Source organism: Massilia sp. SYSU DXS3249, from assembly GCF_053668055.1.
The window spans coordinates 68,882-90,166 of sequence record NZ_JBSIPX010000014.1 but is presented as its reverse complement, the minus strand read 5'-3'; the positions used below and the strand labels follow the sequence as shown (position 1 = coordinate 90,166).

17 protein-coding genes are annotated in these 21,285 nt (G+C 66.1%); 6 read left to right on the top strand and 11 right to left on the bottom strand.

What is annotated here, in order from left to right:
- Positions 1-123: 123 nt before the first annotated feature.
- Positions 124-2,973, bottom strand: coding sequence for an excinuclease ABC subunit UvrA (gene uvrA / locus ACWCIA_RS16530; protein ID WP_454165003.1), 2,850 nt, complete (start codon positions 2,971-2,973; stop codon positions 124-126).
- 440 nt (positions 2,974-3,413) lie between these two features.
- On the opposite strand from uvrA, the gene ssb reads away from it, so the two are divergent.
- Positions 3,414-3,908, top strand: coding sequence for a single-stranded DNA-binding protein (gene ssb / locus ACWCIA_RS16525; RefSeq protein WP_454165001.1), 495 nt, complete (start codon positions 3,414-3,416; stop codon positions 3,906-3,908).
- 77 nt (positions 3,909-3,985) lie between these two features.
- On the opposite strand, the gene ACWCIA_RS16520 is transcribed toward ssb, so the two are convergent.
- Both ACWCIA_RS16520 and ACWCIA_RS16515 read right to left on the bottom strand, forming a co-directional pair.
- Positions 3,986-4,150: a hypothetical protein gene (locus ACWCIA_RS16520; RefSeq protein WP_454164999.1), complete on the bottom strand. Its 165-nt coding sequence runs from the start codon at positions 4,148-4,150 to the stop codon at positions 3,986-3,988.
- An 88-nt stretch (positions 4,151-4,238) separates the two neighbouring features.
- The gene (locus tag ACWCIA_RS16515) at positions 4,239-4,403 is read right to left on the bottom strand and encodes a hypothetical protein (protein ID WP_454164998.1); all 165 of its coding nucleotides are present in this window, start codon (positions 4,401-4,403) and stop codon (positions 4,239-4,241) included.
- Between the two features lie 120 nt (positions 4,404-4,523).
- Here ACWCIA_RS16515 and ACWCIA_RS16510 point away from each other — a divergent pair, with 120 nt between their 5' ends.
- The 4 genes from ACWCIA_RS16510 (at position 4,524) to ACWCIA_RS16495 (ending at position 12,000) form a co-directional block, all read left to right on the top strand.
- Complete coding sequence (locus ACWCIA_RS16510) at positions 4,524-6,617, top strand: tetratricopeptide repeat protein (protein WP_454164997.1); 2,094 nt, start codon at positions 4,524-4,526, stop codon at positions 6,615-6,617.
- An 883-nt stretch (positions 6,618-7,500) separates the two neighbouring features.
- Complete coding sequence (locus ACWCIA_RS16505) at positions 7,501-8,484, top strand: hypothetical protein (protein WP_454164996.1); 984 nt, start codon at positions 7,501-7,503, stop codon at positions 8,482-8,484.
- 1 nt (position 8,485) lies between these two features.
- Entirely contained in the window at positions 8,486-9,820 is a 1,335-nt protein-coding gene (locus ACWCIA_RS16500; protein WP_454164995.1) for an HlyD family efflux transporter periplasmic adaptor subunit, read from the top strand.
- Positions 9,820-12,000 carry a peptidase domain-containing ABC transporter gene (locus ACWCIA_RS16495; RefSeq protein WP_454164993.1) on the top strand — a complete coding sequence of 727 codons (2,181 nt, stop codon included), beginning with the start codon at positions 9,820-9,822 and terminating at the stop codon, positions 11,998-12,000. The genes ACWCIA_RS16500 and ACWCIA_RS16495 overlap by 1 nt, the downstream gene beginning before the upstream one ends.
- 24 nt (positions 12,001-12,024) lie before the next feature.
- On the opposite strand, the gene ACWCIA_RS16490 is transcribed toward ACWCIA_RS16495, so the two are convergent.
- The 8 genes from ACWCIA_RS16490 to ACWCIA_RS16455 form a co-directional block, all read right to left on the bottom strand.
- Complete coding sequence (locus tag ACWCIA_RS16490) at positions 12,025-12,384, bottom strand: DUF1428 domain-containing protein (RefSeq protein ID WP_454164991.1); 360 nt, start codon at positions 12,382-12,384, stop codon at positions 12,025-12,027.
- Positions 12,385-12,444: 60 nt separating this feature from the next.
- Complete coding sequence (gene mnhG / locus ACWCIA_RS16485) at positions 12,445-12,849, bottom strand: monovalent cation/H(+) antiporter subunit G (RefSeq protein WP_454164989.1); 405 nt, start codon at positions 12,847-12,849, stop codon at positions 12,445-12,447.
- Positions 12,846-13,067, bottom strand: a complete 222-nt coding sequence (locus ACWCIA_RS16480) for a K+/H+ antiporter subunit F (protein ID WP_454165088.1) — start codon at positions 13,065-13,067, stop codon at positions 12,846-12,848. The genes mnhG and ACWCIA_RS16480 overlap by 4 nt, the downstream gene beginning before the upstream one ends.
- Before the next feature lie 71 nt (positions 13,068-13,138).
- Positions 13,139-13,639, bottom strand: a complete 501-nt coding sequence (locus ACWCIA_RS16475) for a Na+/H+ antiporter subunit E (protein ID WP_454164988.1) — start codon at positions 13,637-13,639, stop codon at positions 13,139-13,141.
- Entirely contained in the window at positions 13,636-15,255 is a 1,620-nt protein-coding gene (locus ACWCIA_RS16470) for a monovalent cation/H+ antiporter subunit D (protein ID WP_454164986.1), read from the bottom strand. Before ACWCIA_RS16470 ends, ACWCIA_RS16475 begins: the two co-directional genes overlap by 4 nt.
- On the bottom strand, positions 15,252-15,596 hold the full coding sequence (locus ACWCIA_RS16465) for a Na+/H+ antiporter subunit C (protein WP_454164984.1): 345 nt from the start codon (positions 15,594-15,596) through the stop codon (positions 15,252-15,254). Before ACWCIA_RS16465 ends, ACWCIA_RS16470 begins: the two co-directional genes overlap by 4 nt.
- On the bottom strand, positions 15,596-18,496 hold the full coding sequence (locus ACWCIA_RS16460) for a monovalent cation/H+ antiporter subunit A (RefSeq protein ID WP_454164982.1): 2,901 nt from the start codon (positions 18,494-18,496) through the stop codon (positions 15,596-15,598). Before ACWCIA_RS16460 ends, ACWCIA_RS16465 begins: the two co-directional genes overlap by 1 nt.
- Positions 18,497-18,805: 309 nt before the next feature.
- A complete protein-coding gene (locus ACWCIA_RS16455; protein WP_454164980.1) occupies positions 18,806-19,354 on the bottom strand; it encodes a glutathione peroxidase in 549 nt (182 codons plus the stop codon).
- A gap of 160 nt (positions 19,355-19,514) precedes the next feature.
- Here ACWCIA_RS16455 and ACWCIA_RS16450 point away from each other — a divergent pair, with 160 nt between their 5' ends.
- Positions 19,515-21,284, top strand: a complete 1,770-nt coding sequence (locus ACWCIA_RS16450) for a DEAD/DEAH box helicase (protein WP_454164978.1) — start codon at positions 19,515-19,517, stop codon at positions 21,282-21,284.
- Position 21,285 lies beyond the last annotated feature (1 nt).

The following is a 21,285-nucleotide window of genomic DNA, read 5'->3' as shown; positions in this document are numbered from 1 at the left end:
GTCCCGACTCCACGCGGTGATACGCGCCGGCTCCGATGTCGTGCCGAATGATCCCGCCGCGATGTATCACCGCGAAAAAAAAGGCAGAGCCGCAGCTCTGCCTTTTTCCATCCATCGATGCGCTTACTGATTCAGCAGCGGCTTGAGATACTTGCCCGTCACGCTGGCCGGATTATCCGCCACCTCTTCCGGCGTGCCGGTGGCGACGATCTTGCCGCCGCCGGCGCCGCCTTCCGGACCGAGGTCGACGATCCAGTCCGCCGTCTTGATCACGTCCAGATTGTGCTCGATGATGGCCAGCGTATTGCCCTGGTCGCGCAGGCGGTGGATGACTTTGAGCAGCAGGTCGATGTCGGCGAAGTGCAGGCCGGTGGTCGGCTCGTCCAGAATGTACAGCGTACGTCCCGTATCGCGCTTGGACAGTTCCAGCGACAGTTTTACGCGCTGCGCTTCTCCGCCCGACAGGGTCGTCGCGCTCTGGCCCAGCTTGATGTAGCCGAGGCCCACGTCCAGCAGGGTCTGCAGCTTGCGCGCGATCACCGGCACCGGCTTGAAGAACTCGTGCGCGTCCTCGACCGTCATCTCCAGCACCTCGGTGATGCTCTTGCCCTTGTAGTGCACCTCGAGGGTTTCGCGGTTGTAGCGCTTGCCGTGGCAGACGTCGCAAGGCACGTACACGTCCGGCAGGAAGTGCATCTCGACCTTGATCACGCCGTCGCCCTGGCAGGCTTCGCAGCGGCCGCCCTTCACGTTGAACGAGAAGCGGCCCGCGCTGTAGCCGCGTTCTTTCGCCGTCGGCACCGTCGCGAACAGGTCGCGGATCGGGGTAAACAGGCCGGTGTAGGTGGCCGGGTTCGAGCGCGGGGTGCGGCCGATCGGCGCCTGGTCGACCGAGATCACCTTGTCGAAGTGTTCCAGGCCGTAGATGGCGTCGTGCGGCGCCGGTTCCGTCTGCGAGCCGTACAGGTGGCGCGACAGCGCCGGGTACAGCGTGTCGTTGATCAGCGTCGATTTACCCGAACCGGAGACGCCGGTCACGCAGGTCATCAGGCCGACCGGCAGTTTTAAGGTTTCACCCTTCAGGTTGTTGCCGGTCGCATTCGTGATGACGAGCTGGCGCTCCGGATTGGCGGCGGTGCGCTTCTTCGGCACGTGGATCTTGCGGCGGCCGTCCAGGTATTGCGCGGTCACCGAATGCTCGTTGTTCATGATCTGCTCGAGCGTGCCTTCGGCGATGATCTGGCCGCCATGCACGCCGGCGCCCGGACCCATGTCGACGATGTAGTCGGCGGTACGGATCGCGTCTTCATCGTGCTCGACCACCAGCACGCTGTTGCCGATGTCGCGCAGGTGCTTCAGGGTGCCGATCAGGCGGTCGTTGTCGCGCTGGTGCAGGCCGATCGACGGCTCGTCGAGCACGTACATGACGCCGGTCAGGCCGGAACCGATCTGCGAGGCCAGGCGGATGCGCTGGGCCTCGCCGCCGGACAGGGTGTCGGCGCTGCGGTCGAGCGACAGGTAGTCGAGGCCGACATTGTTCAGGAACTTCAGGCGCGCGACGATTTCCTTGATCACGCGCTCGGCGATGTCCCTCTTGGCGCCGGTCAGCTCCAGCGTCTCGAAGAATTCCAGCGTATCGCGCAGCGGCTTGTCCGACACTTCATAGATGGCGCGCTGCTGGGCGCCCTGGCCGATCTTGACGAAACGCGCCTCGGTGCGCAGGCGCGCGCCTTCGCAGGCAGGGCACTTCTTTTCGTTGATGAACTTGGCGAGTTCTTCCTTCACCGCCATCGAGTCGGTCTCGCGGTAGCGCCGCTGCAGGTTGTTCACGACACCCTCGAAGGTGTGCTCGCGGATCACCGTGCGGCCGCGCTCGTTCACATAGGTGAACGGGATCGAGGCCTTGCCGGAACCGAACAGGACCGCATCCTGCGCCGTCTTCGGCAATTGCTCGAAGGGCTTGTCGAGGTCGAAGTCGTAATGGGCCGCCAGGTTCGACAGCATCTGGAAATAGAACTGGTTGCGGCGGTCCCAGCCCTTCACCGCGCCCGAGGCCAGCGACAGGTTGGGGAAGGCGACGATGCGCTTCGGATCGAAGAACTCGATGTGGCCGAGGCCGTCGCACTGCGAGCAGGCGCCCATCGGGTTGTTGAAGGAGAACAGGCGCGGCTCGAGTTCCTGCAGCGAATAGCCGCAGACGTTGCACGCGAACTTGTTCGAGAAGATGGTTTCCTTCTCGGTGTCCATTTCATAGGCGACGGCGCGGCCGTCGGCCAGGCGCAGCGCCGTTTCAAAACTCTCGGCCACGCGCTGCTTGATCTCGGCATTGACCTTGACGCGGTCGATGACGACGTCGATCGAATGCTTTTCCGTCTTTTTCAGTTTCGGCAGCTCGTCGATCTCGTAGATCTTTGCGGGATTGACGCCGCTCTGGATGCGGAAACGCACGAAACCCTGGGCTTGCATGCCGGCGAAGAGGTCGGAATGTTCACCCTTGCGGCCGGCCACGACCGGCGCCAGGATCATCAGCTTCGTGCCTTCCGGCATGGCCAGCACCGTGTCGACCATCTGCGACACGGTCTGCGCGGCCAGCGGCTCGTGCGGGTGGTCCGGGCAATACGGCGTGCCCACGCGGGCGTACAGCAGGCGCAGGTAGTCGTGGATTTCGGTGACGGTGCCGACCGTGGAGCGCGGGTTGTGCGAGGTCGCCTTCTGCTCGATGGAAATGGCCGGCGACAAACCTTCGATCAGGTCGACGTCCGGCTTTTCCATCAACTGGAGGAACTGGCGCGCATAGGCCGACAGCGATTCGACGTAACGGCGCTGGCCTTCGGCGTACAGAGTGTCGAAAGCGAGCGAGGACTTACCCGAGCCCGACAGGCCGGTGATGACGATCAGCTTGTTGCGCGGCAGGTCAAGGTTGATATTCTTGAGATTGTGAGTGCGGGCACCACGAATTCGAATTTCTTCCATTAATTTTGGCAGGCTTTCAATAAGTTTTGCGGGGCCGCGCACGAAACTGTCGCGATGGGCGGGCCGATCGAGGGGAATCTGCTAGTGTAGCGTGTTTTTGTTCCGGCTGTACATTCATCCAGTACTTTGGTGTACCATCGCTGTCAGCCTGATATGCCATTCCGGCAAATCGACAATACCAGTCGCCTGTATGTGAGCCGTTTAGGCTTGGCTTCAATGGCAAATCGTTCAGAATCCGAAAAAAAATCTGCGTCCTGGCCTGAACCTCTCCGACGACCATTCGGTGCTGCGTTTTCGCCCGTCCTGACGCTGACTCAGCCCAACAAAATCTTCTTTTAGAAGCGGCCTTTCGGCCCCATAATATCGTGCTGCATCACCTAGTTCCCTGGCGCTTAGTCTTGTGCAGAGCCAGGGCTCACAACACCTGAAGGAGTCACACCATGGCATCAGTTAACAAGGTCATCATCGTCGGCAACCTGGGCCGCGATCCGGAAATCCGCTACATGCCGAGCGGCGACGCCATCGCCAACATCGCGGTGGCCACCTCGTTCAAGTCGAAGGACCGCAACACCGGCGAGCAGAAAGAGCTGACCGAATGGCACCGCATTTCGTTCTTCGGCCGCCTCGCCGAGATCGTCGGCCAGTACCTCAAAAAAGGTTCGTCGGTCTACGTCGAAGGCCGCCTGCAGACCCGCAAGTACACGGACAAGGACGGCATCGAGCGCTACGCAACCGACATCGTCGCAGAGAACATGCAGATGCTGGGCGGTCGCCAGGGCATGGGCGGCAACGACATGGGCATGGATGACGGCGGCGGCTACGACGCCCCGCAGCGCCCGGCCCCGCGCCAGGCCCCACCGGCACCGGCAGCCCGTCCGCAGCCGCAGCGCCCGGCACCGAACTTCTCGGATATGGATGACGACATCCCGTTCTGATCGTCGACCGTCTCGTATGGCTTGATCGAAAGCCCGTTCCTCGAAAGAGGAGCGGGCTTTTCTTTTTTTACCGAAGCTTATCTGCCTCCCGAGCCGGCCAGCGTGTCGCGCCGCAGGCGTAGCGGCGTATGCGGCGTGCGGATGCCGGCCGCCATGCCCCAGGCGGCAGCCCAGCGCAGCGCCTGGTCCGTTGCCGGACCAAAGGGCCTTGCGATGGAAGCGCGCGCCAGTGCAATCGACATGCGTTTCATCGTGTACAGCTTACGAGGTGATGCATCCTTTGCCATGGGTGCAGCTTAAGGCGCTTTGCCGCTGCTCACCGTACCCTGGCTAACCCATGCTGCCGATCGCCGGCAATGCGCCTGGACGACGGGCCTGACGGTTCACCACCATCTCGAAGCCGCCCCAGATCAGGCGCTTGCCGTCGAAAGGCATGTTCTCGGGTTTCATGAATTCGGCCATGCGCGGGTCGTGCATGGATTTTGTCATTGACATGTGGCGCTTCCTGGCGCGATGCGTAGACGATCCACGCAAACACAAGCGCTTTGCCATGGATGTTCTGCGGAGAACTATTTCTTTCAGCGCTGCTTTCGCTATGGCAAACTTGAAGAACGATTGTTTGACTTTTATTCCATGCGCCGCAAGACCACCGTCCTCGCTTCTTTCCTCGTCCTCTGTTCCGGCTGGGCTGGCGCCGGGGCGCCAGCCGATCCCCCTGCCGTTGCCGGGCAGGCCCAGGAACAGGAGCAGGGCCTCGCGCAGCGCGAAGCGGACAGTCTCAACGAGCTGGGCCTGGCCTACCTGAACGGGACCGGCATGCAGCAGGACTACCGCCGTGCGGCCGACATGTTCCGGGCAGCGGCCGCACGCGGACATCCCAGTGCCCAGGTGTCGATGGGCTACCTCTACGAAAGGGGCTACGGGGTGCCGGAGGACATGCCCGAGGCCCTGCGCTGGTACCGCATGGCGGCGGCGCAAGGCGACAGCGCGGCCGCATTCAACCTTGGACTGGCCTACCAGCACGGCCGTGGCGTGGAGCAGGACGACGCGCAGGCTTACGCATGGTTCCGCAAGTCGGCCGAGGGAGGCGATGCGGACGCGCAGAACCACGTCGGGAATGCCCTCGACGAGGGGATAGGGGTACGCGAGGACCCCGTGGAGGCGGCGCAGTGGTACCGCAAGGCAGCTGCACAGAACGACATGCATGCGCAGACGAGTCTTGGCGAGATGCTCATGACGGGCCGGGGCGTGCCGAAAAACGTCGAACAGGGCATCGCGCTGATGCGCCAGGCCGCCGGCCAGGGCAAGCCGCGCGCACAGTTTCGGATGGGGTATTACCACGAGACCGGTTCCGGGCTGGCGGCGGACCCGTCCCTGGCGCTCGACTGGTACGAAAAGGCGCTCGCCGGCGAGTGGGACGAGGCGAAGCCGCGCATCGCGCGGCTGTACGCCGACGGCGTGCGCGGCGCAGCCGGAGAGGCCCGGGCCGAAGCCCTGTTCGCCGAGGCCATCGCGCAGGGCGACCTCGGATTCTTCGTCGACGTCGGCAAACTCTATACGGACCTCGGCAAGCCGGCGAAAGCCGAAGCGCTGGCGCGGCGTGGACTGGCGGCCGCCGGGCGTGCAGCCGGCCAGCGCGAGCAGGTGCGCATGCTGGCGGCGCTGCTGGGGCATGCGCTCGACATGCAGCAACGGTTCGCGGCCGCGCAAGCGCCGCTCGAGCAGGCGCTGGCGCTGGCGGAAAGCCTGCCGCACACGGCTGCCCAGGAAGTCCCGCGCGCCCTGATGGCGCTGGCAAGGAATCAGCTCAACCAGGCCCGCTATCCCCAGGCCGAGGCCTACTACCTGCGCGTGCTGGCGCTGCGCGAACCGGCGCTCGGGCGCGAACACGCGCAGGTGCTCGACGTCCTCGATGAGCTGTCGACCCTGTACAGCTGGACCGAGCAGTTCGGCAAGGCCGAGGCCGCACTGCAGCGGATGCTGGCCGCGCACGAGTCGGCCAAGCCGAAGGACGAGGCCGGCCTGGCCCGCGCGCTGGCCGGGCTGGGATCGGTCTACTGGTCGCAGGGGCATTTCGAACCCGCCGAACCGCTCTACAAGCAGGCACTTGCGATCGCCGAGGCGCGCGAGGGGGCGAAAGGCACGACGGTCGCCACCCGGCTCAACAACCTGGCCTCCCTCTACCAGAGCCAGGGCAGGTTCCAGGAGGCCGAGGCGGCCTTCCAGCGCGCGCTGGCGATCGTCACCGAGCTCTCCGGCCCGGAACATTTCCGTACCGCGATCATGCTCAACAATCTCGGCGCGCTGTACAACGCGATGGGGCGCCACGACGAAGCGCACACACTGTGCCAGCGCTCGCTCGGCCTGCGCGAGAAACTGCTGGATCCGGACAGCCTCGACCTGGCCTTCAGCCTGCACGAGCTCGGTTCCATCCTGACCCATCAGGGCAAGTACGAGCAGGCCCGGGCCTACCTGGAGCGTGCGCTTGCCCTGCGCGAGCGCCATCTTGGTCCGGCGCACACGGAAGTGGCCGGTACCCTGCACGCGCTGGGCGCCCTGTACCTGGCGCAAGGCGATGCCGCGCAGGCCGCGCCCCGCCTGCGGCGCGCGCTCGACATCCGCCAGCGCGTGCTCGCCCCGCACCATCCGGACCTGCGCCGCACCCGCGAGAAGCTGGCGGCAGCCGATGGGCAGGCTCCTTCGGTCTGATCGGCCTGCGCTGTCAGCCGACTGTCCCTATCCAGATTGAGGCGTTGCCACCGCTGACGGTGGCCGCCCCGGTCCGAGCCTGCCCGGTCATGCGCTCCGGATCGACCGTTACCGATCGTCATGTCGATCAATTCCTCGTCCTGCCGAGACAGCCGGACCTGAATCCGCTTATTCATCAGTTCATTCAGCTTGCATGGCCAACACGGCAGAGTTAAAAGCCCTTTTGATACCGTAACTTAACGTTGTTCGAATACTTGTGATGGCTCTTCTGTAGGACTAGTTACCATTTCTTGTAGGATTTGTCTGAAAAACACGCGTATTTAAACAAGGTTTGATCTAAATCAAACCAGACAAGAATTTAACAAAATGGTGACTGCCAGTTAGCTAGGATTTTGAACAGGGCCGGGAGCTTTGGCGAGAATTCCCAACAAGATGCAACCAGGAACGAGAGCGCGCCTCGTTGATGGAACGCCTTGTTTTCGCTTTCTAGATGATGTCACCGTGACAAGTCGGCGAGGCCTTGTCAGGCAGTGATGCCTGGCTTCAAACCGAGGAGAGGGATCATGCGTAACTTGGACACCAACGAGCTCGAGCATGTGTATGGCGGTAACAAACCCAAACACTATGACAAATCCAGGAGCAACAGCCACAGCAAGAGCAAAAGCAAGAGCAAAAGCAAGAGCTACAGCCACAGCAAAAGCCACAGCTATTGCCGCTGATGTCGCTGGCTGAACAGCAGGCTGTCGCTATTGTGGATGGTGCGGTTGGGAACAGGTAACACTGCGGGAATCATACCCGCGGGTTCGAAGCCGATTCCAACCCCTGTCCTTCGGGCCCGGGAGTACGGTGACGCTCCCGGGCCATTCAGAACCAGGGGACGAACATGAAAAGAGATAGCGAGCTGGACGATACGCTGGCGCAGGCAGCGGGACCGGAACAGGAGATGTGGCTGCTGGGACAGGCGCCATTGCGCAAATACCTCGATTTCATCGAGGACATCGGATACGGTCCGAAGATCAGTAACCGTACTCCGCTGGTGCAGGAATGGAGCGCCGCCGCCCTGTGGTACGAGGAACTTGCCGAGCGCGAGGCCGGTATTGCCGACCATCTCGACTGCAAGCCGCTCGATCCGGTACTGGCTCCCCTGGCCGACGACATCCTCGCCAGCGACCGGTTCAAGCGCACGTTCGACCATTTGCCTGCCAGGCTGGTCATGGTGGAGCTGGCCCACCTGGTGGTATGCCAGAACCATGTCACCCGCAGCTTCGTCGACCGGCTCAAGGAACGCCTGGGGCCGGATCCCGACCCGGTTGCGCTGTTCCGGTTTTGCCTGCCCGCGCAGGACAGCCACGCGCCGGTGCAGGTGCGCGAGCTTGGCTCCAAGCGCTATGAATTCCGTTCCGATTCGACCGATTTCCGCTTTCACGAACCCGTGCTGCTCAAATCGCAGCAATTGGGCGACTACGCCTCCTTCGGTTCGGTCGCGGCGGCGCTCGGCCTGGTCGTCGGCTACAGCTCGAACTTCCTCAATGCCGTGTGCGACGACGACAGCGGCCGCCTGTTGCTGCACAACGGCTACCACCGCGCCTGCGCGCTCATGGAACTGGGCGTCACCCATGTTCCCTGCGTGGTCCAGACTGTTACGTCGCGCGACGAGCTCGACCTGGTGGCGAAACCGATCGTCGCCAGCAGCCCGGGGTACTTCTTCAATGCGCCGCGCCCGCCGCTGCTGAAGGATTTCCTCGACCCCAAGATTCGCAAGATCCTGCCGACCCGCAAAGTATCGCGCGTGATCGAGGTATCGTTCGAGGTCCGCGATTACATGGCCGACGACCACGTGGCTGACGACTTCCTGGCAGGGCGCTGACATGAACGACGGCGGCGGCGAACTCACGCGCAACGGCGATGCCGGGCGCGGGCACGGCGCCGCCGTCGGGGTGCCGCTGTTCCGGCCCGAGGTGCTGCGCAACCAGCAATCCGAATGGATGGGCAGCATCCTGGTCAAGCCGCGCGCGATGAACTGGTGGTTCGCCGGCCTGGCCTCGCTGACCGTGGTCGCCATCCTGCTGCTGCTGTTCGCGGCGAGCTATACCCGCAAGGCCCATGTGTCCGGCTGGCTGGTGCCGCAGCAGGGAATGGTGCGTGTGTTCGCACCGCGCGCCGCCGTGGTGAGCGCGTTGCTGGTGCGCGAGGGTGCGCAGGTAAAACAGGGGCAAGCGCTGGCGCAGTTGTCTGCCGAAGAACACAGCCTGGCGCTGGGAGGTACCCAGGCCGGCACCGTGCGCGCGCTGGAAGCACAACGCGCGACCCTGGAGGTGGAACGGCTGCGCGCCCAGGAAATGGTCGCCCAGCAGCGCGCCGCCCTGATGACCCGTTACGACACGCTCGGGCGCGAAGCCGACAGCCTGCGCCAGGAAATCGAAGTCCAGCAAAAACGCCTGGCGTTGGCACAGCAATGGCAACAGCGCATGGGCGGCCTGCAGGGGAGCGGTTATATCTCGGAGCAGCAGGTGCGGGTGGCCGCCGAAAGCGCGCTCGACCAGGCGGCCAAGCTGCGGACGCTCCAGCGCGGCGTGCTGTCGCTCGAAAGGGAGCGCGCCACGGTCAAGGGAGAGCTCGACCAGCTGCCCTCGAAGATGGCAACCCAGGAAGCGGTCATCGCCCGTACCCTCGCCGTCAACAGCCGCGAACTGGGCGAGGTGGAAGCGCGCCGTTCGCTGGTGGTGCCGGCGCCACAGGGGGGAACCGTCACCGCCATCCATGCATATACCGGAACGGCGGTCGGGCCGGCCACGCCGCTGCTGAGCATCGTGCCGCGCGGGGCGGTGCTCGAGGCGCACCTCTACGCGCCGAGCCAGGCCGTGGGTTTCGTGCATGCAGGACAGCCTGTCCTGCTGCGCTACCGCGCCTACCCCTATCAAAAATTCGGCCACGCACGGGGAGTGATCGCCAGCGTCTCGCGCAGCGCGATGGAGCCATCCGAATTGCCGTCGATGTTCGCCGCCAGCGCACCGGGGACCTCGGCCGAAGCGATGTACCGGGTCACGGTCAGGCTCGAACGCCAGCATGTCATGGCCTATGGCAAGGCGGCGCCGCTACAGCCGGGCATGCAGCTCGATGCCGACGTGCTGCTCGAACGGCGCCGGCTGGTCGAGTGGATCCTTGATCCGCTGTACACGCTGACCGGGAGATGGAACCAATGATGAGCTGGAACGACAACACGGCGTACGGCGGGCGCCTGCCCTCCATCCTGCAGACCGAAGCGGCCGAGTGCGGCCTGGCCTGCCTGGCGATGATCGCTTCCTTCTACGGGGACGGCTACGACCTGGCGCAATTGCGGCGCCGCTACGGCCTGTCGCAGCGCGGCGCCTCGCTCAAGGACATGATCGCGATCGCCGACCACCTGGGCATGACGGCGCGTCCCCTGCGGCTCGAACCGGACGAGCTGCCGCTGCTGGCCACTCCCTGCATCCTGCATTGGGACCTGAACCATTTCGTCGTGCTCAAGCGCGTGACGGCAGCCGGGGTCGTGATCCACGACCCTGCTTCCGGCGTCCGCCGCCTGCCGCATGCGGAAGTTCAGCGCCACTTTACCGGCGTGGCGCTGGAGCTGGGCCCGGCTCCCGGTTTCGTGGCGGCCGAACCCGCGCCGCGCGTGCGACTGCGTGCGCTTGTCGGCAAGCTCGTCGGTATCCGGCGCTCGCTCGGCGTGCTGGCATGCATGGCGCTGGCCATCGAGCTGCTGGCCGTCGTCAGCCCATTCTTCCTGCAATGGGTGGTCGATGAGGCGCTGGTCAGCGCCGACCGCGACCTCCTCCTGACGCTGGCGCTGGGCTTCCTGTTCATCCTGCTGCTGCGCGTCGCCATCACGGCCATGCGTGGAGCCACCCTGATTGCCATTTCGAGCACGCTCAAGGTATCGGGCCGGGCCAGCCTGTTCAGCCACATGGTGCGGCTGCCGACGCGTTACTTCGAGAGCCGCCACCTGGGCGACGTGCTGTCGCGTTTCGGCTCGCAGGAGACGATCCTGCAGGCGCTGACTACCCACCTGGTCGAGATCATCCTCGACGGCCTGATGTCGCTGATTACGCTGGCGGTCATGTTCGTCTATGCGCCGGGACTGGCGATGCTGGTGTTGTCCGGGGCGCTCCTGTATGCCCTGCTGCGTGCGGCGTCGTATGCCAGCCTGCGCAACGCGTCGGCCGAGGCCATAGTCTGGGGCGCCCGGCGCGACAGCCATTTGCTGGAGACGCTGCGCGGCATGAAGACGATCAAGTTGTTCAATGCGCAGGCGGCGCGCCAGGCACACTGGCTGGGCCTGCTGGTACAGACCGTGAACCGCCAGGTGACGACCCAGAAGCTCGGTCTGCTGTTTCGCACCGTGAATTCGACACTGATCGGCGTCATCGCCGTGCTGGTGATCTGGCTCGGTGCAAAACGCGTGCTGGACAATACCTTTTCGGTCGGGATGCTGCTCGCGTTCATCAGCTACAAGGACCAGTTCCTCAGCCGTATCAGCGGCCTGATCGATAAAGCACTGGACCTGTGGATGCTGCGCCTGCACGCCGAGCGCCTGGCCGATATCGCGTTGACGGCGCCCGAGGATGGCGGGGTGGCGCCCCCGGATGACGGCAACCCGCGCGCGCCGCTGTCGATCGAGCTGCGCGGACTGCGGTTCCGGTATGGCACCAGCGACCCCTGGGTGATCGACGGCATCGACCTGTCGATCGCGCCGGGCGAGTCGGTCGCCATCGTCGGCCCGTCGGGCTGCGGCAAGACGACGCTGCTGCGGATCATGGCGAGCCTGCTCGAACCGACCGCGGGCGAGATCCTGGTTGGCGGGCGCCCCCTGAACGGAGCGGGGCTGGCACAGTACCGCTCCCTGATCGGCGTGGTGCTGCAGGATGACCAGCTGTTTGCCGGTTCGATTGCGGATAACATCAGCTTTTTCGCGGACGCGCCGTCGAATGCGCGCCTTCGCGAATGCGCGCGCCAGGCGGGCGTGCTGGAGGACGTGGAAGCAATGCCGATGGGCTTCCATACCTTGATCGGCGACATGGGCACTGTCCTGTCTGGCGGGCAAAAGCAGCGGGTCCTGATCGCCCGTGCGCTGTATCGCGAGCCGAGCCTGCTGTTGCTCGACGAGGCCACGAGCCACCTCGACGTGGCGCGTGAACAGCAGGTCAATGCCGCCATCAAGGACCTGGCGATGACCAGGATTATCGTCGCGCACCGCCGCGAGACCATTCTGTCGGCCGACCGCATCATCATGCTCGACAAGGGGCGTATCGCGGTCGACCTGCGTGGACAGCGCGGCCGCGAGGAATTCCTGGCATTGGTGCATGCCAGGGAGGAGGGCGAGGCGCTGAAGGCGCTTGCGTAACCCAGCGCAGCGCCAGGCCTGCCGTCAGCGGTCCACCACCATCTCGAAGCCGCCCCAGATCATGCGCTTGCCGTCGAACGGCATGTTCTCGGGTTTCATGAATTCGGCCATGCGCGGGTCGTGCATGACCTTGTCGTTGACCTCGTCGCGCTTGGCGCGCGAGGGATAGACGATCCAGGCGAAGACGACGACTTCGCCTTCTTCCAGCTGCACGCTCTGGGGGAAGGACGTGAGCTTGCCGGGTTTGACGTCGTCGCCGATGCATTCGCGGTACTCGAGCGCACCGAACTCGCGCCAGATGGCGGCGCATTTGTTGGACATGTCCCAATACGCGTCCAGCTTGGCTTTGGGAACCGGGATGACGAAACCATCGACATAGGCCATGATCGTTCTCCTTGAGATTGTAGGTGCCGTTGAGACCACGCCGGCGCCGGAAAAATCCCGCTAGCGCTTGCCCGGCGCGGGACTGCCGGGAGTTTCTTCCTCCACGATGCTGTACACGCCGCCCGCGGTCACGCCGGCCGCGTGCTTGCGCGCGCGCAGGTCGCGGTAGACGGCCGCGCGCATGATCAGCATCGACACCACGGGCGCCGTCATCAGGAGGAAGACGGTGATGATCACCTCGTGGATCACCAGGCGCGATTGCGCCACCGTGAAGTACAGCATCGAGGCGATCAGGATGCAGCCGGCGCCGAGCGTGATCGTGATCGCCGGGCCGTGGATGCGCTGGTAGAAGCTGGGCAGGCGCAACAGGCCGAGCGCGCCGATCAGGACGATGGTCGCGCCCAGGATCAGCAGCAGCGCGACCGGCAGCGCGGCCCAGGCGGGCAGGATGGCGATGCCGCTCATTCGATGATCTCCCCGCGCATCAGGAACTTGGCCATGGCGACCGTCGAGACGAAGCCGACCAGCGCGATCAGCACCGCCACCTCGAAATACACCTGCGTGCCGAAGCGGATGCCCAGCACCAGCGCCAGCAGCATGCCGGCCATCCACAGGGTGTCGAGCGCGAGCACGCGGTCGTGCGCGGACGGACCGATCAACAGGCGCAGCGCGCACAGCAGCATGGCCACCAGCACGCACACGAGGGCATAGGCTATCGAGAGTTCAAGCAAGGTCGCCACGGGCGCTCTCCGTTTCAAAAATCTGGTTCAAAAATTTCCCTCAGGGGTTGTTCGTAACGCGTTTTGATCGTGTCGATCCACCATCCGGCGTCGTGCAGGTCGAACACGTGCAGCGACAGTTCATAGCGTTCGGGCAGGATCTCGACCCAGACCGTGCCCGGCGTCATGTTGATCAGGCAGGACAGCATGGCCAGGCCGTAGGGATCGCGGATGGTCAAGGGGATGCGGATGAACTGGGAATTGACGTCGGCGTGATGGGTAAACAGGATGATGCGGCTGACGTTGAAGCAGGAGCGGACGATCTCGACCGAGGCCATGCCCAGCAGGCGCAGCAGGGTGAGGGGCGCGCGCAGATGTGGGTAGCCGAGCGGCTGCAGGCGCCGCACCAGCAAGGGGATCGCAATGCCGAGCGCGGCGCCGAGCAGGATGCCGGCGGCGTCGAACGTCTGGTTCAGCAGCAGCCACAGCGCGCACAGCGCCGCCGACACCACCGGGTAAGGGAGCCAGCGCTTCATGGCGCCTCCTTGCCGCTGGCGGGGCCGGGGACCGGCGGCTCGCCCAATACCCGGCGCGCGTACTTGCCTGGTTCGTGCAGGTCGGCGCTGGCGCGGCCGAGATAGTCGAACAGCGGGCGCGCCTGAACCGTCATCGCCACCGACAGCAGCAGCAGCGCGCTGACCGGCGCCACTTCCGACAGCTGCAGGCGCGGCGGCGCGACGATCTCCGCCGCCCAGAAGGTGCGCACGCCATAGCGCAGCATGGAGATGACGGCAATCAGCCCCGAAACGATGATCAAGGCCATCAGGGTCCAGCCGGTCGGGCCGATGCTGCCGCTACCTGCCTCCGGATTGAGCAGCGCATGGAACATGCCGAACTTGGCGACAAAGCCCGACAGCGGCGGCAGGCCGGCGATCATCAGGGCGCAGGCGGCGAACGCGAGCGACAGGAAGGCCATCGCCGCCGGCACGCCCTTGCCGCGCGGCTCTTCGGGGGCGTCTTCGACGGCCCAGGCTTCCATCGTCAGCGCCAGCATCGCCGCGCCCGGGGTGCGGATGCGGTCGATCAGCTCGATCAGGAGCAGGAAAGCGGACACCGCCAGCGTCGAGCCGACCAGGTAGTAGAGGCCGGCCGTCACCAGCGAAGGCTGGCCGTAGCCGATCACCGCCAGCAGGGTGCCGGAGGAGACCACGGCGCTGTAGCCCGCCATGCGCCCGGCGCTGTCGGACGAGAGCATGCCGGCCGCGCCGAACACGATGGTGGCCATGCCGCCCCAGACCAGGGCGTCGTAGCCGAAACCGGCGGCGGCGCCCGCCTCGTCCCCGAACAGCAGCAGCCACAGGCGCAGGATGACGTAGGCGCCGACCTTGGTCATCAGGACCAGCATCGCCGCCACCGGGGGAGAGGCGGCGGCATAGGTGGTCGGCAGCCAGAAGCCGAGCGGCCACATCGCGGCCTTGACCAGGAAGGCCAGCGTCAGCACCGCCACCCCCAGTTTCAGCAAACCGATGTCGGCAGGCGCGATGGCGCCGATGCGCACGGCGAGATCGGCCATGTTCAGGGTGCCGGTGGTGGCGTAGATCAGGGCCGTGCCGAGCAGGAACATCAGGGCCGCCGCCAGGTTGACCGCGATGTACTGCATGCTCGCGCGCAGGCGCTCGGCGTTGTAGCCGTGCAGGACCAGGCCGTAGGAGGCCGCCAGCATCACCTCGAAGAAGACGAACAGGTTGAACAGGTCGTGCGTCAGGAAGGCGCCGTTGATGCCCATCAGCAGGAACTGGAACAGCGAATGAAAATGCACGCCGATGCGGCTCCAGCGCTGCATCGCGTAGTGCAGCGAGGCCAGCGCCAGCGCGCCCGTGAGCAGCAGCATGAGCGCCGACAGGCGGTCGGCGACGAGGGCGATGCCGAACGGCGCCGCCCAGTTGGCCGCCAGGTAGACGCCGATGCCGCCCGCCCAGGCGCCGCCGTCGGCCTGCGCCATCAGCAGGCAGGCCGTGATCAGCTGGCCGAGCACCGAAGCGTAGCCGAGCCCGAACTTGAAGCGGTGCCGGCCCTGGGTCAGCGGCACCAGCACGGCGCCGCACAGCAGCGGCAGCAGGATGGGGAGGATGACGAGGTGTTGGACCGTCATACTTCCGGCTCCTCGCCGTCGACGTGGTCGGTGCCGGTGACGCCGCGCGCGCCGATCATCACCACCAGGTAGAGGGCCGTGGTGGCGAAGCCGATCACGATGGCGGTCAACACCAGCGCCTGGGGCAGCGGATCGGCGAGGACGGCCGGATCGATCACGGCGCCGGCGGGCGTGAAGGGCGGCTGGTCGAGCCAGACCCGGCCCATGATGAAGATGAACAGGTTGACCGCGTACGACATCAGCATCAGGCCGGTCAGCACCTGGAAGCTGCGCGGGCGCAGCAGCAGCCAGATGCCGGCGCCGAAGACGATGCCGATGGCGAGCGAGAGTACTGCTTCCATCAGGCGATCTCCTTGGCCGGTGGGATGGTGCTTCGGGTGGCGCCGGGCGGGGCGCGGTGGCTGCGCAGCGACTGGTGGGCGAGCGCGACGAGGATCAGCATGGTGGTGCCGACCACGACCAGGAACACGCCCAGGTCGAACACGAAGGCGCTCGGCACGTGGATTTCTCCCAGCACGGGCAGGTCGAGGTGGGCCGTGTGGCTGGTGAGGAAGGGGTAGCCGAACAGCCAGGCGCCGAGGCCCGTGCCGCAGGCGGTGACCAGGCCCCAGGCGATCCAGCGGTGCGGGCGCAGGCGCAGGTTCGATTCGACCCATTCGGTGCCGCCGACCATGTACTGGACGATGAGCGCGGTGGCGAAGATCAGGCCGGCGACGAAACCGCCGCCCGGCAGGTTGTGCCCGCGCATGAAGAAGTAGAAGGCGATGATGCCCATGAAGGGCAGCAGGAAGCGCAGGTAGACGGCCGGGATCGCCAGATAGCCGCTGCTCGCCTGCTGCGCCGGCGACTGCATGGCCGCCTGGTCGACGTCGCTGGCCTGCTGCACGGGGATGGCGATGCTTTCCGGCGCCGGGCGGAAACGGCGCAGCAGCGCGTAGACGGTCAGCGCGACGATGGCCAATACCGTGATTTCTCCCATCGTGTCGAAGCCGCGGAAGTCGACCAGCAGCACGTTGACGACGTTGGCGCCGCCGCCCTCGGTAAGGGCGCGCAAGAGATAAAAATCGCTGATGGTGGACGGCGGCTTGCTCGACAGCAGGGCATAGGTGGCGGCGGCCAGGCCGAGGCCGCCGGCCACGGCGACCGTGCCGTCGCGCGCGCGGCGCAGCCAGGTGCTGCGCGGCACGTGCGCTGCCAGGCCCTTGGGGGCGAAGCGCGGCGGCAGCCAGCGCAGGCCGAGCAGGATCAGCACCGTGGTCACGGTCTCGACCATCAACTGGGTCAGCGCCAGGTCGGGCGCCGACATCCACAGGAAAGTCAGGCTGGTGACGGCGCCGGTGCCGCCGACCAGGATCAGGGCGACCAGGCGGTGGTATTTGGCCTGCCAGGCCGCGCCCAGTGCGCAGGCCGCCCCGATCAGCCACAGCAGGGCGAACAGCGGGTCGAGTGCGGACAGGTGCAGCGGCGGCAGCGCGGGCAGGGGCCGCACCACCAGCAGCGGCACCGCGACCAACGCCACCATCAGCATCAGCAATTGCGGCTGCAGGCGGCGGGTGCCGGTGCGGCGGAGCAGCCAGGCCGCCGCCTGCGACAGCGCCAGCAAGGTGTTTTCGTAGGCTTGCGCGCCGTTCAGGCGGTACAGCACCGGCACCCGGTCGCGGTCGGCAAGATCCGCATAGCGGCGCAGCAGCACGTAGAACAGGAAGCCGCCCAGCAGCGCCGCCACGCTCATCAGGAGGGGCAAATTGAAGCCGTGCCAGATGGCAAGGTCGTATTCCGGCAGGGGCGCGCCCAGCACCGCCACCGCCGCCACCGCCAGCACTTCGCCGACGACGAGATCAGGCATGATGCCGACCAGGACGCACAGCACCACCAGGCATTCGACCGGGAAGCGCATCCAGCGCGGCGGCTCGTGCGGTTCCTGCGGCAGGTTCTTCGGCAATGGGCCGAAGAAGACGCTGATGAAGCGCAGCGAATAGGCCACGCTGAACACGCCCATGGCGACGGCGGCATAGGACATCGACCAGTTCTCGGTGCCGCCCACCTGCATCGTCTCGGCGAAGAACATCTCCTTCGACAGGAAGCCGTTCAGCAGCGGCACGCCCGCCATCGCGGCGCTGGCGACGATGGCCAGCGCCGCGGTATAGGGCATGGCGCGCCGCAGCCCGTCGAGCACGAGCATGTCGCGGGTGCCGGTCTCGTGGTCGATGATGCCGACCGCCATGAACAGCGAAGCCTTGAACACCGCATGGTTCATCGTGTGGAAGATCGCCGCCACCACGGACAAGGGCGAGCCGATGGAGAGCAGGACGACGATCAGGCCCAGGTGGCTGATGGTGGAATAGGCCAGCAGGCCTTTCATGTCGTTCTGGAAGATGGCGAAGAAGGAGCCGATCAGGAGCGTGCAGACACCGGCACTGCCGAGGATCCAGGTCCATTCCTCAGTGCCGGACAGGATGGGCCACAGGCGGATCAGGAGGAAGATGCCGGCCTTGACCATGGTGGCCGAGTGCAGGTAGGCCGAAACCGGGGTCGGCGCGGCCATCGCGTGCGGCAGCCAGAAGTGGAAAGGGAATTGCGCGCTCTTGGTCAGCGCGCCGAGCGCGACCAGCACCAGCGCCGGGGTGTACCAGTCGTGGGCGCGGACCCGGTCGCCGGCGGCCAGCACGGCGTCGAGGTCGTAGCTGCCGGCGATGTGGCCGAGGATCAGCACGCCCGCCAGCAGGCACAGCCCGCCGATGGTCGTCACGGTAAAGGCCATGCGCGCGCCGCGGCGGGCGTCGTTGCGGTGCTGCCAGTAGCCGATCAGGAGGAAGGAGGTGACGCTGGTCAGCTCCCAGAACACGACCAGCTGGATCAGGTTGCCCGACAGGACCACGCCCAGCATCGAGCCCATGAAGGCGAGCATGTAGGCGAAAAAGCGCGCCACCGGGTCGCGTTTCGACATGTAGTAGCGCGCGTAGAGCAGCACCAGCAGGCCGATGCCGAGCACCATCAGGGCGAATACCCAGGCCAGCCCGTCCATGCGCAGCACGAGGTCGAGGCCGAAGTCGGGCAGCCATGTGTAGCGCTGGCGCAGGATTTCGCCGTCGCTGATGGGGGAGAAGGCGCCGATCGACAGGACCAGGGCCGTCAAGGTGACGACGCCGGCAACGGCCGCCGGGCGGTTGCGGCTGCCGGTCGGCATGCAGGCGGCGATGAGCGCGCCGAGGAAGGGGAGGAGGACGATCAGGGTCAGCATGGGCGTCACCCGGCCAGCAGCGGTGGCCGGTATCCGCCCGGGGGCAGGTCAGGAGGACGCATTGCGTCCCCCCGGCCCACAACAGCGGATCGTCGCCAGGGCAGCAAGACCCGTGGCGGCTGACAATCTTTGTGGATCTACCGCATCAATACTGTGGCTCACGTGCGCCTCCCTGGCGAACAGACTCGAACCTGCGCTACTTTACCGTTTTTGTGGCGAAGACGGCAACGCATTAGCCGAGCCAGGCCGCCGGCGGGATACGGCGCGGGAGTGCGTAAGCCGCTGTCCTGTGGACGCGGCAGGGGCGGATCAGGCCAGCGCCGCTTCGATCGCCGCCACCAGCGCCGGATCGTCCGGCTTGACGTCGGGGGCGAAGCGGGCGACGACCTTGCCGTCGCGCCCGACGAGGAATTTCTCGAAATTCCACATGACGTCGCCCGGGTTCTTCGGGCTCAGGCCATGCTGGGCCAGCTTGTCGGCGAAGGTGCTGCCATCGAGCTGGCGCGCCTGCGGCTGGGCGGCGATGAGCTCGTGGTAGAGCGGGTGGCGCGCCTCGCGGTTGACCTCGAGCTTCTGGAACATCGGGAAGCGCACGCCGTAGTTGCGCTGGCAGAAGTCCGCGATCTCGGCCTCGTCGCCCGGTTCCTGGGCGCCGAAATCGTTGCAGGGAAAGCCCAGCACGACCAGGCCGCGCTCTTCGTATTTCTCGAACAGTTTTTCGAGGCCCGCATATTGCGGCGTGAGGCCGCATTGCGATGCGACGTTGACGATCAGCATGACCTTGCCGCGGTAGTCGCCCAGCGTGGCCTCCTGGCCCTCGAGGCGGCGCAGCGGAATGTCGAACAGGTTGGCGCTCATGTGCTCAGTCCTTCCATTGCGAAACCGCTATCCTAACCCGGCCCGCGAAAGCGTGCGCCCAAGCGTGCCGGCAACAGTCCGGCTGGCGCCGGCCGGCCGTGCTTGACGGCAGCGCACCCGCCGCCTTATAAGCCTTGCTGTGACAACGCGCAGCCAGGACATGACCGAAGGAAGCCAGCGTGCACGGCGCCATGCGCGCCTGCTCGATGGACTGCGTGCGTTCGTCCACAACGAGCGCACCGCGGCCCAGGACAAGCTGCTCGAGGTCTGGCGCCAGCCGCTGCCGGACCGCCTGGCCAAGGGCCTGGCGCAGGGCTTCCTGCGCATCGAACCCGGGCCGGAATCCGGCACGGCCTGGGCCTACCCGGACGGCGGCGAGTCGCGCTTTCGCGAGGGCGACCTGGTCTGCCTGCACGGCGGCTCGCCCCTGAACGCGATGCTGGCGCGCGAAGCGGCGTTCGAGCTGGAAGAAGAGGGCCGCTGGCTGCTGCGCCTGCGCCATGCGGCCGCCGTCATCAAGGCCATCGGCACGACCCCCTTCTATGCCGACCCGGACGACTTCGACCTGTCCAAATACTACGACGCGGTGCTGGACGATATCGGGGAGACGATGCCGCCCTCGCGCGCCCACCGCATGCTGATGCCCTTGCTGGACGGGCGCATCAGCAATGACTTCGATCCGCGCGATTTCGAGGAGGCGGAAGGCATTGCCCTGGCCGAAGGCCTGAACCCGGCGCAGGCCGAGGCGGTCGGCAAGATTTTTGCTGCCGAGCAGGTCGCCTGCATCCAGGGACCGCCGGGCACCGGCAAGACGCGGGTGCTGGCGCTGGCCGTGCGCCTGCTGGCCGGGCGCGGCGAGCGGGTGCTGGTGACCTCGCACACGCACATGGCGGTCAACAACGCCCTGAACCGGATCGCCGCCCAGGGTATAAAAGTGGCGAAAGTCGGCCGCCACACGCAGGCAACCGGGCTGGAGCCGGCGGTGACCGTGGCCGACAGCTTCGCCGAATGGCACGGCCGCCCGCATGAAGCCGGCTATGTGGTGGGCGCCACGCCGTTTGCCACCTGCACCTATCGGCTGGAGAACTGCAAATTCGACACCGTCGTGTTCGACGAGGCGAGCCAGGTGACCTTGCCGCTGGCGCTGATGGCGATGCGGCGCGGCGCGCGTTTCGTTTTCATCGGCGACCAGAAGCAGCTGCCGCCGGTGCTGCTGGCACGCTCCATCCTGGAAGACATCCCCGGTTCGATTTTCGCCAAGCTGACCGCGCACAACGTCGACAGCGTGATGCTGACCGAGACCTACCGCCTGAACCGCGAGCTGGCCGCATGGCCGAGCCAGGCCTTTTATGACGGCCGCCTGCGTCCGGCAGGGCCGAACCGCGAACGCAAGCTGGCGTTGGCGCCGCGTGAAGACGGCGATCCGTTCGACGCCGTGCTGCGCGACCCGGCCAGCCTGGTCTTCATCCCGACCCTGGACGAAAGCGCGCGCAGCCGCAATCCCGACGATGCGCAGCTCGTCGCGAGCCTGTGCGGCGCCGCCTTCGAGGGTGGGCTGGCGCCGCGCGAGATCGGCATCGTCACGCCCTTCCGTGCCCATGGGCGGGCGTTGCGCAATGCCCTGGTCGAACGATTCGGCTGGAACACGGCGCGCCGGGTCGTGGCCGATACCGTCGAGCGCATGCAGGGCCAGGAGCGCGAGCTCGTGATCCTGTCGCTGGCCGCCGGCGACCTGCGCTTCCTGGCGGCGGTCGCCGAATTCTTTTTCCAGCCGGAGCGGCTGAACGTGTCGGTGACGCGGGCGATGACGAAGCTGGTGATCGTCGGGCCGGAGCTGCCGCCCGACTTCACGTCGACCGACCCGCGCATGGCGCAGCACCTGGCGCTGTACCGCAGCCTGCTGGCCGCGGCGCGCCGCATCGCGTTCTGAC

What these genes read in the sequence shown, in the direction of transcription:
- ACWCIA_RS16480 (WP_454165088.1), bottom strand. Translation starts at nt 13,067, where the DNA reads ATGCTGCTGTGCGCGCTGCGCCTGTTGATCGGTCCGTCCGCGCACGAC.
- ACWCIA_RS16465 (WP_454164984.1), bottom strand. Translation starts at nt 15,596, where the DNA reads ATGGAAGCAGTACTCTCGCTCGCCATCGGCATCGTCTTCGGCGCCGGC.
- ACWCIA_RS16500 (WP_454164995.1), top strand. Translation starts at nt 8,486, where the DNA reads ATGAACGACGGCGGCGGCGAACTCACGCGCAACGGCGATGCCGGGCGC.
- ssb (WP_454165001.1), top strand. Translation starts at nt 3,414, where the DNA reads ATGGCATCAGTTAACAAGGTCATCATCGTCGGCAACCTGGGCCGCGAT.
- ACWCIA_RS16515 (WP_454164998.1), bottom strand. Translation starts at nt 4,403, where the DNA reads ATGTCAATGACAAAATCCATGCACGACCCGCGCATGGCCGAATTCATG.
- ACWCIA_RS16475 (WP_454164988.1), bottom strand. Translation starts at nt 13,639, where the DNA reads ATGAAGCGCTGGCTCCCTTACCCGGTGGTGTCGGCGGCGCTGTGCGCG.
- ACWCIA_RS16495 (WP_454164993.1), top strand. Translation starts at nt 9,820, where the DNA reads ATGAGCTGGAACGACAACACGGCGTACGGCGGGCGCCTGCCCTCCATC.
- uvrA (WP_454165003.1), bottom strand. Translation starts at nt 2,973, where the DNA reads ATGGAAGAAATTCGAATTCGTGGTGCCCGCACTCACAATCTCAAGAAT.
- ACWCIA_RS16490 (WP_454164991.1), bottom strand. Translation starts at nt 12,384, where the DNA reads ATGGCCTATGTCGATGGTTTCGTCATCCCGGTTCCCAAAGCCAAGCTG.
- ACWCIA_RS16460 (WP_454164982.1), bottom strand. Translation starts at nt 18,496, where the DNA reads ATGCTGACCCTGATCGTCCTCCTCCCCTTCCTCGGCGCGCTCATCGCC.
- ACWCIA_RS16470 (WP_454164986.1), bottom strand. Translation starts at nt 15,255, where the DNA reads ATGACGGTCCAACACCTCGTCATCCTCCCCATCCTGCTGCCGCTGCTG.
- ACWCIA_RS16450 (WP_454164978.1), top strand. Translation starts at nt 19,515, where the DNA reads ATGACCGAAGGAAGCCAGCGTGCACGGCGCCATGCGCGCCTGCTCGAT.
- ACWCIA_RS16505 (WP_454164996.1), top strand. Translation starts at nt 7,501, where the DNA reads ATGAAAAGAGATAGCGAGCTGGACGATACGCTGGCGCAGGCAGCGGGA.
- ACWCIA_RS16520 (WP_454164999.1), bottom strand. Translation starts at nt 4,150, where the DNA reads ATGTCGATTGCACTGGCGCGCGCTTCCATCGCAAGGCCCTTTGGTCCG.
- ACWCIA_RS16455 (WP_454164980.1), bottom strand. Translation starts at nt 19,354, where the DNA reads ATGAGCGCCAACCTGTTCGACATTCCGCTGCGCCGCCTCGAGGGCCAG.
- mnhG (WP_454164989.1), bottom strand. Translation starts at nt 12,849, where the DNA reads ATGAGCGGCATCGCCATCCTGCCCGCCTGGGCCGCGCTGCCGGTCGCG.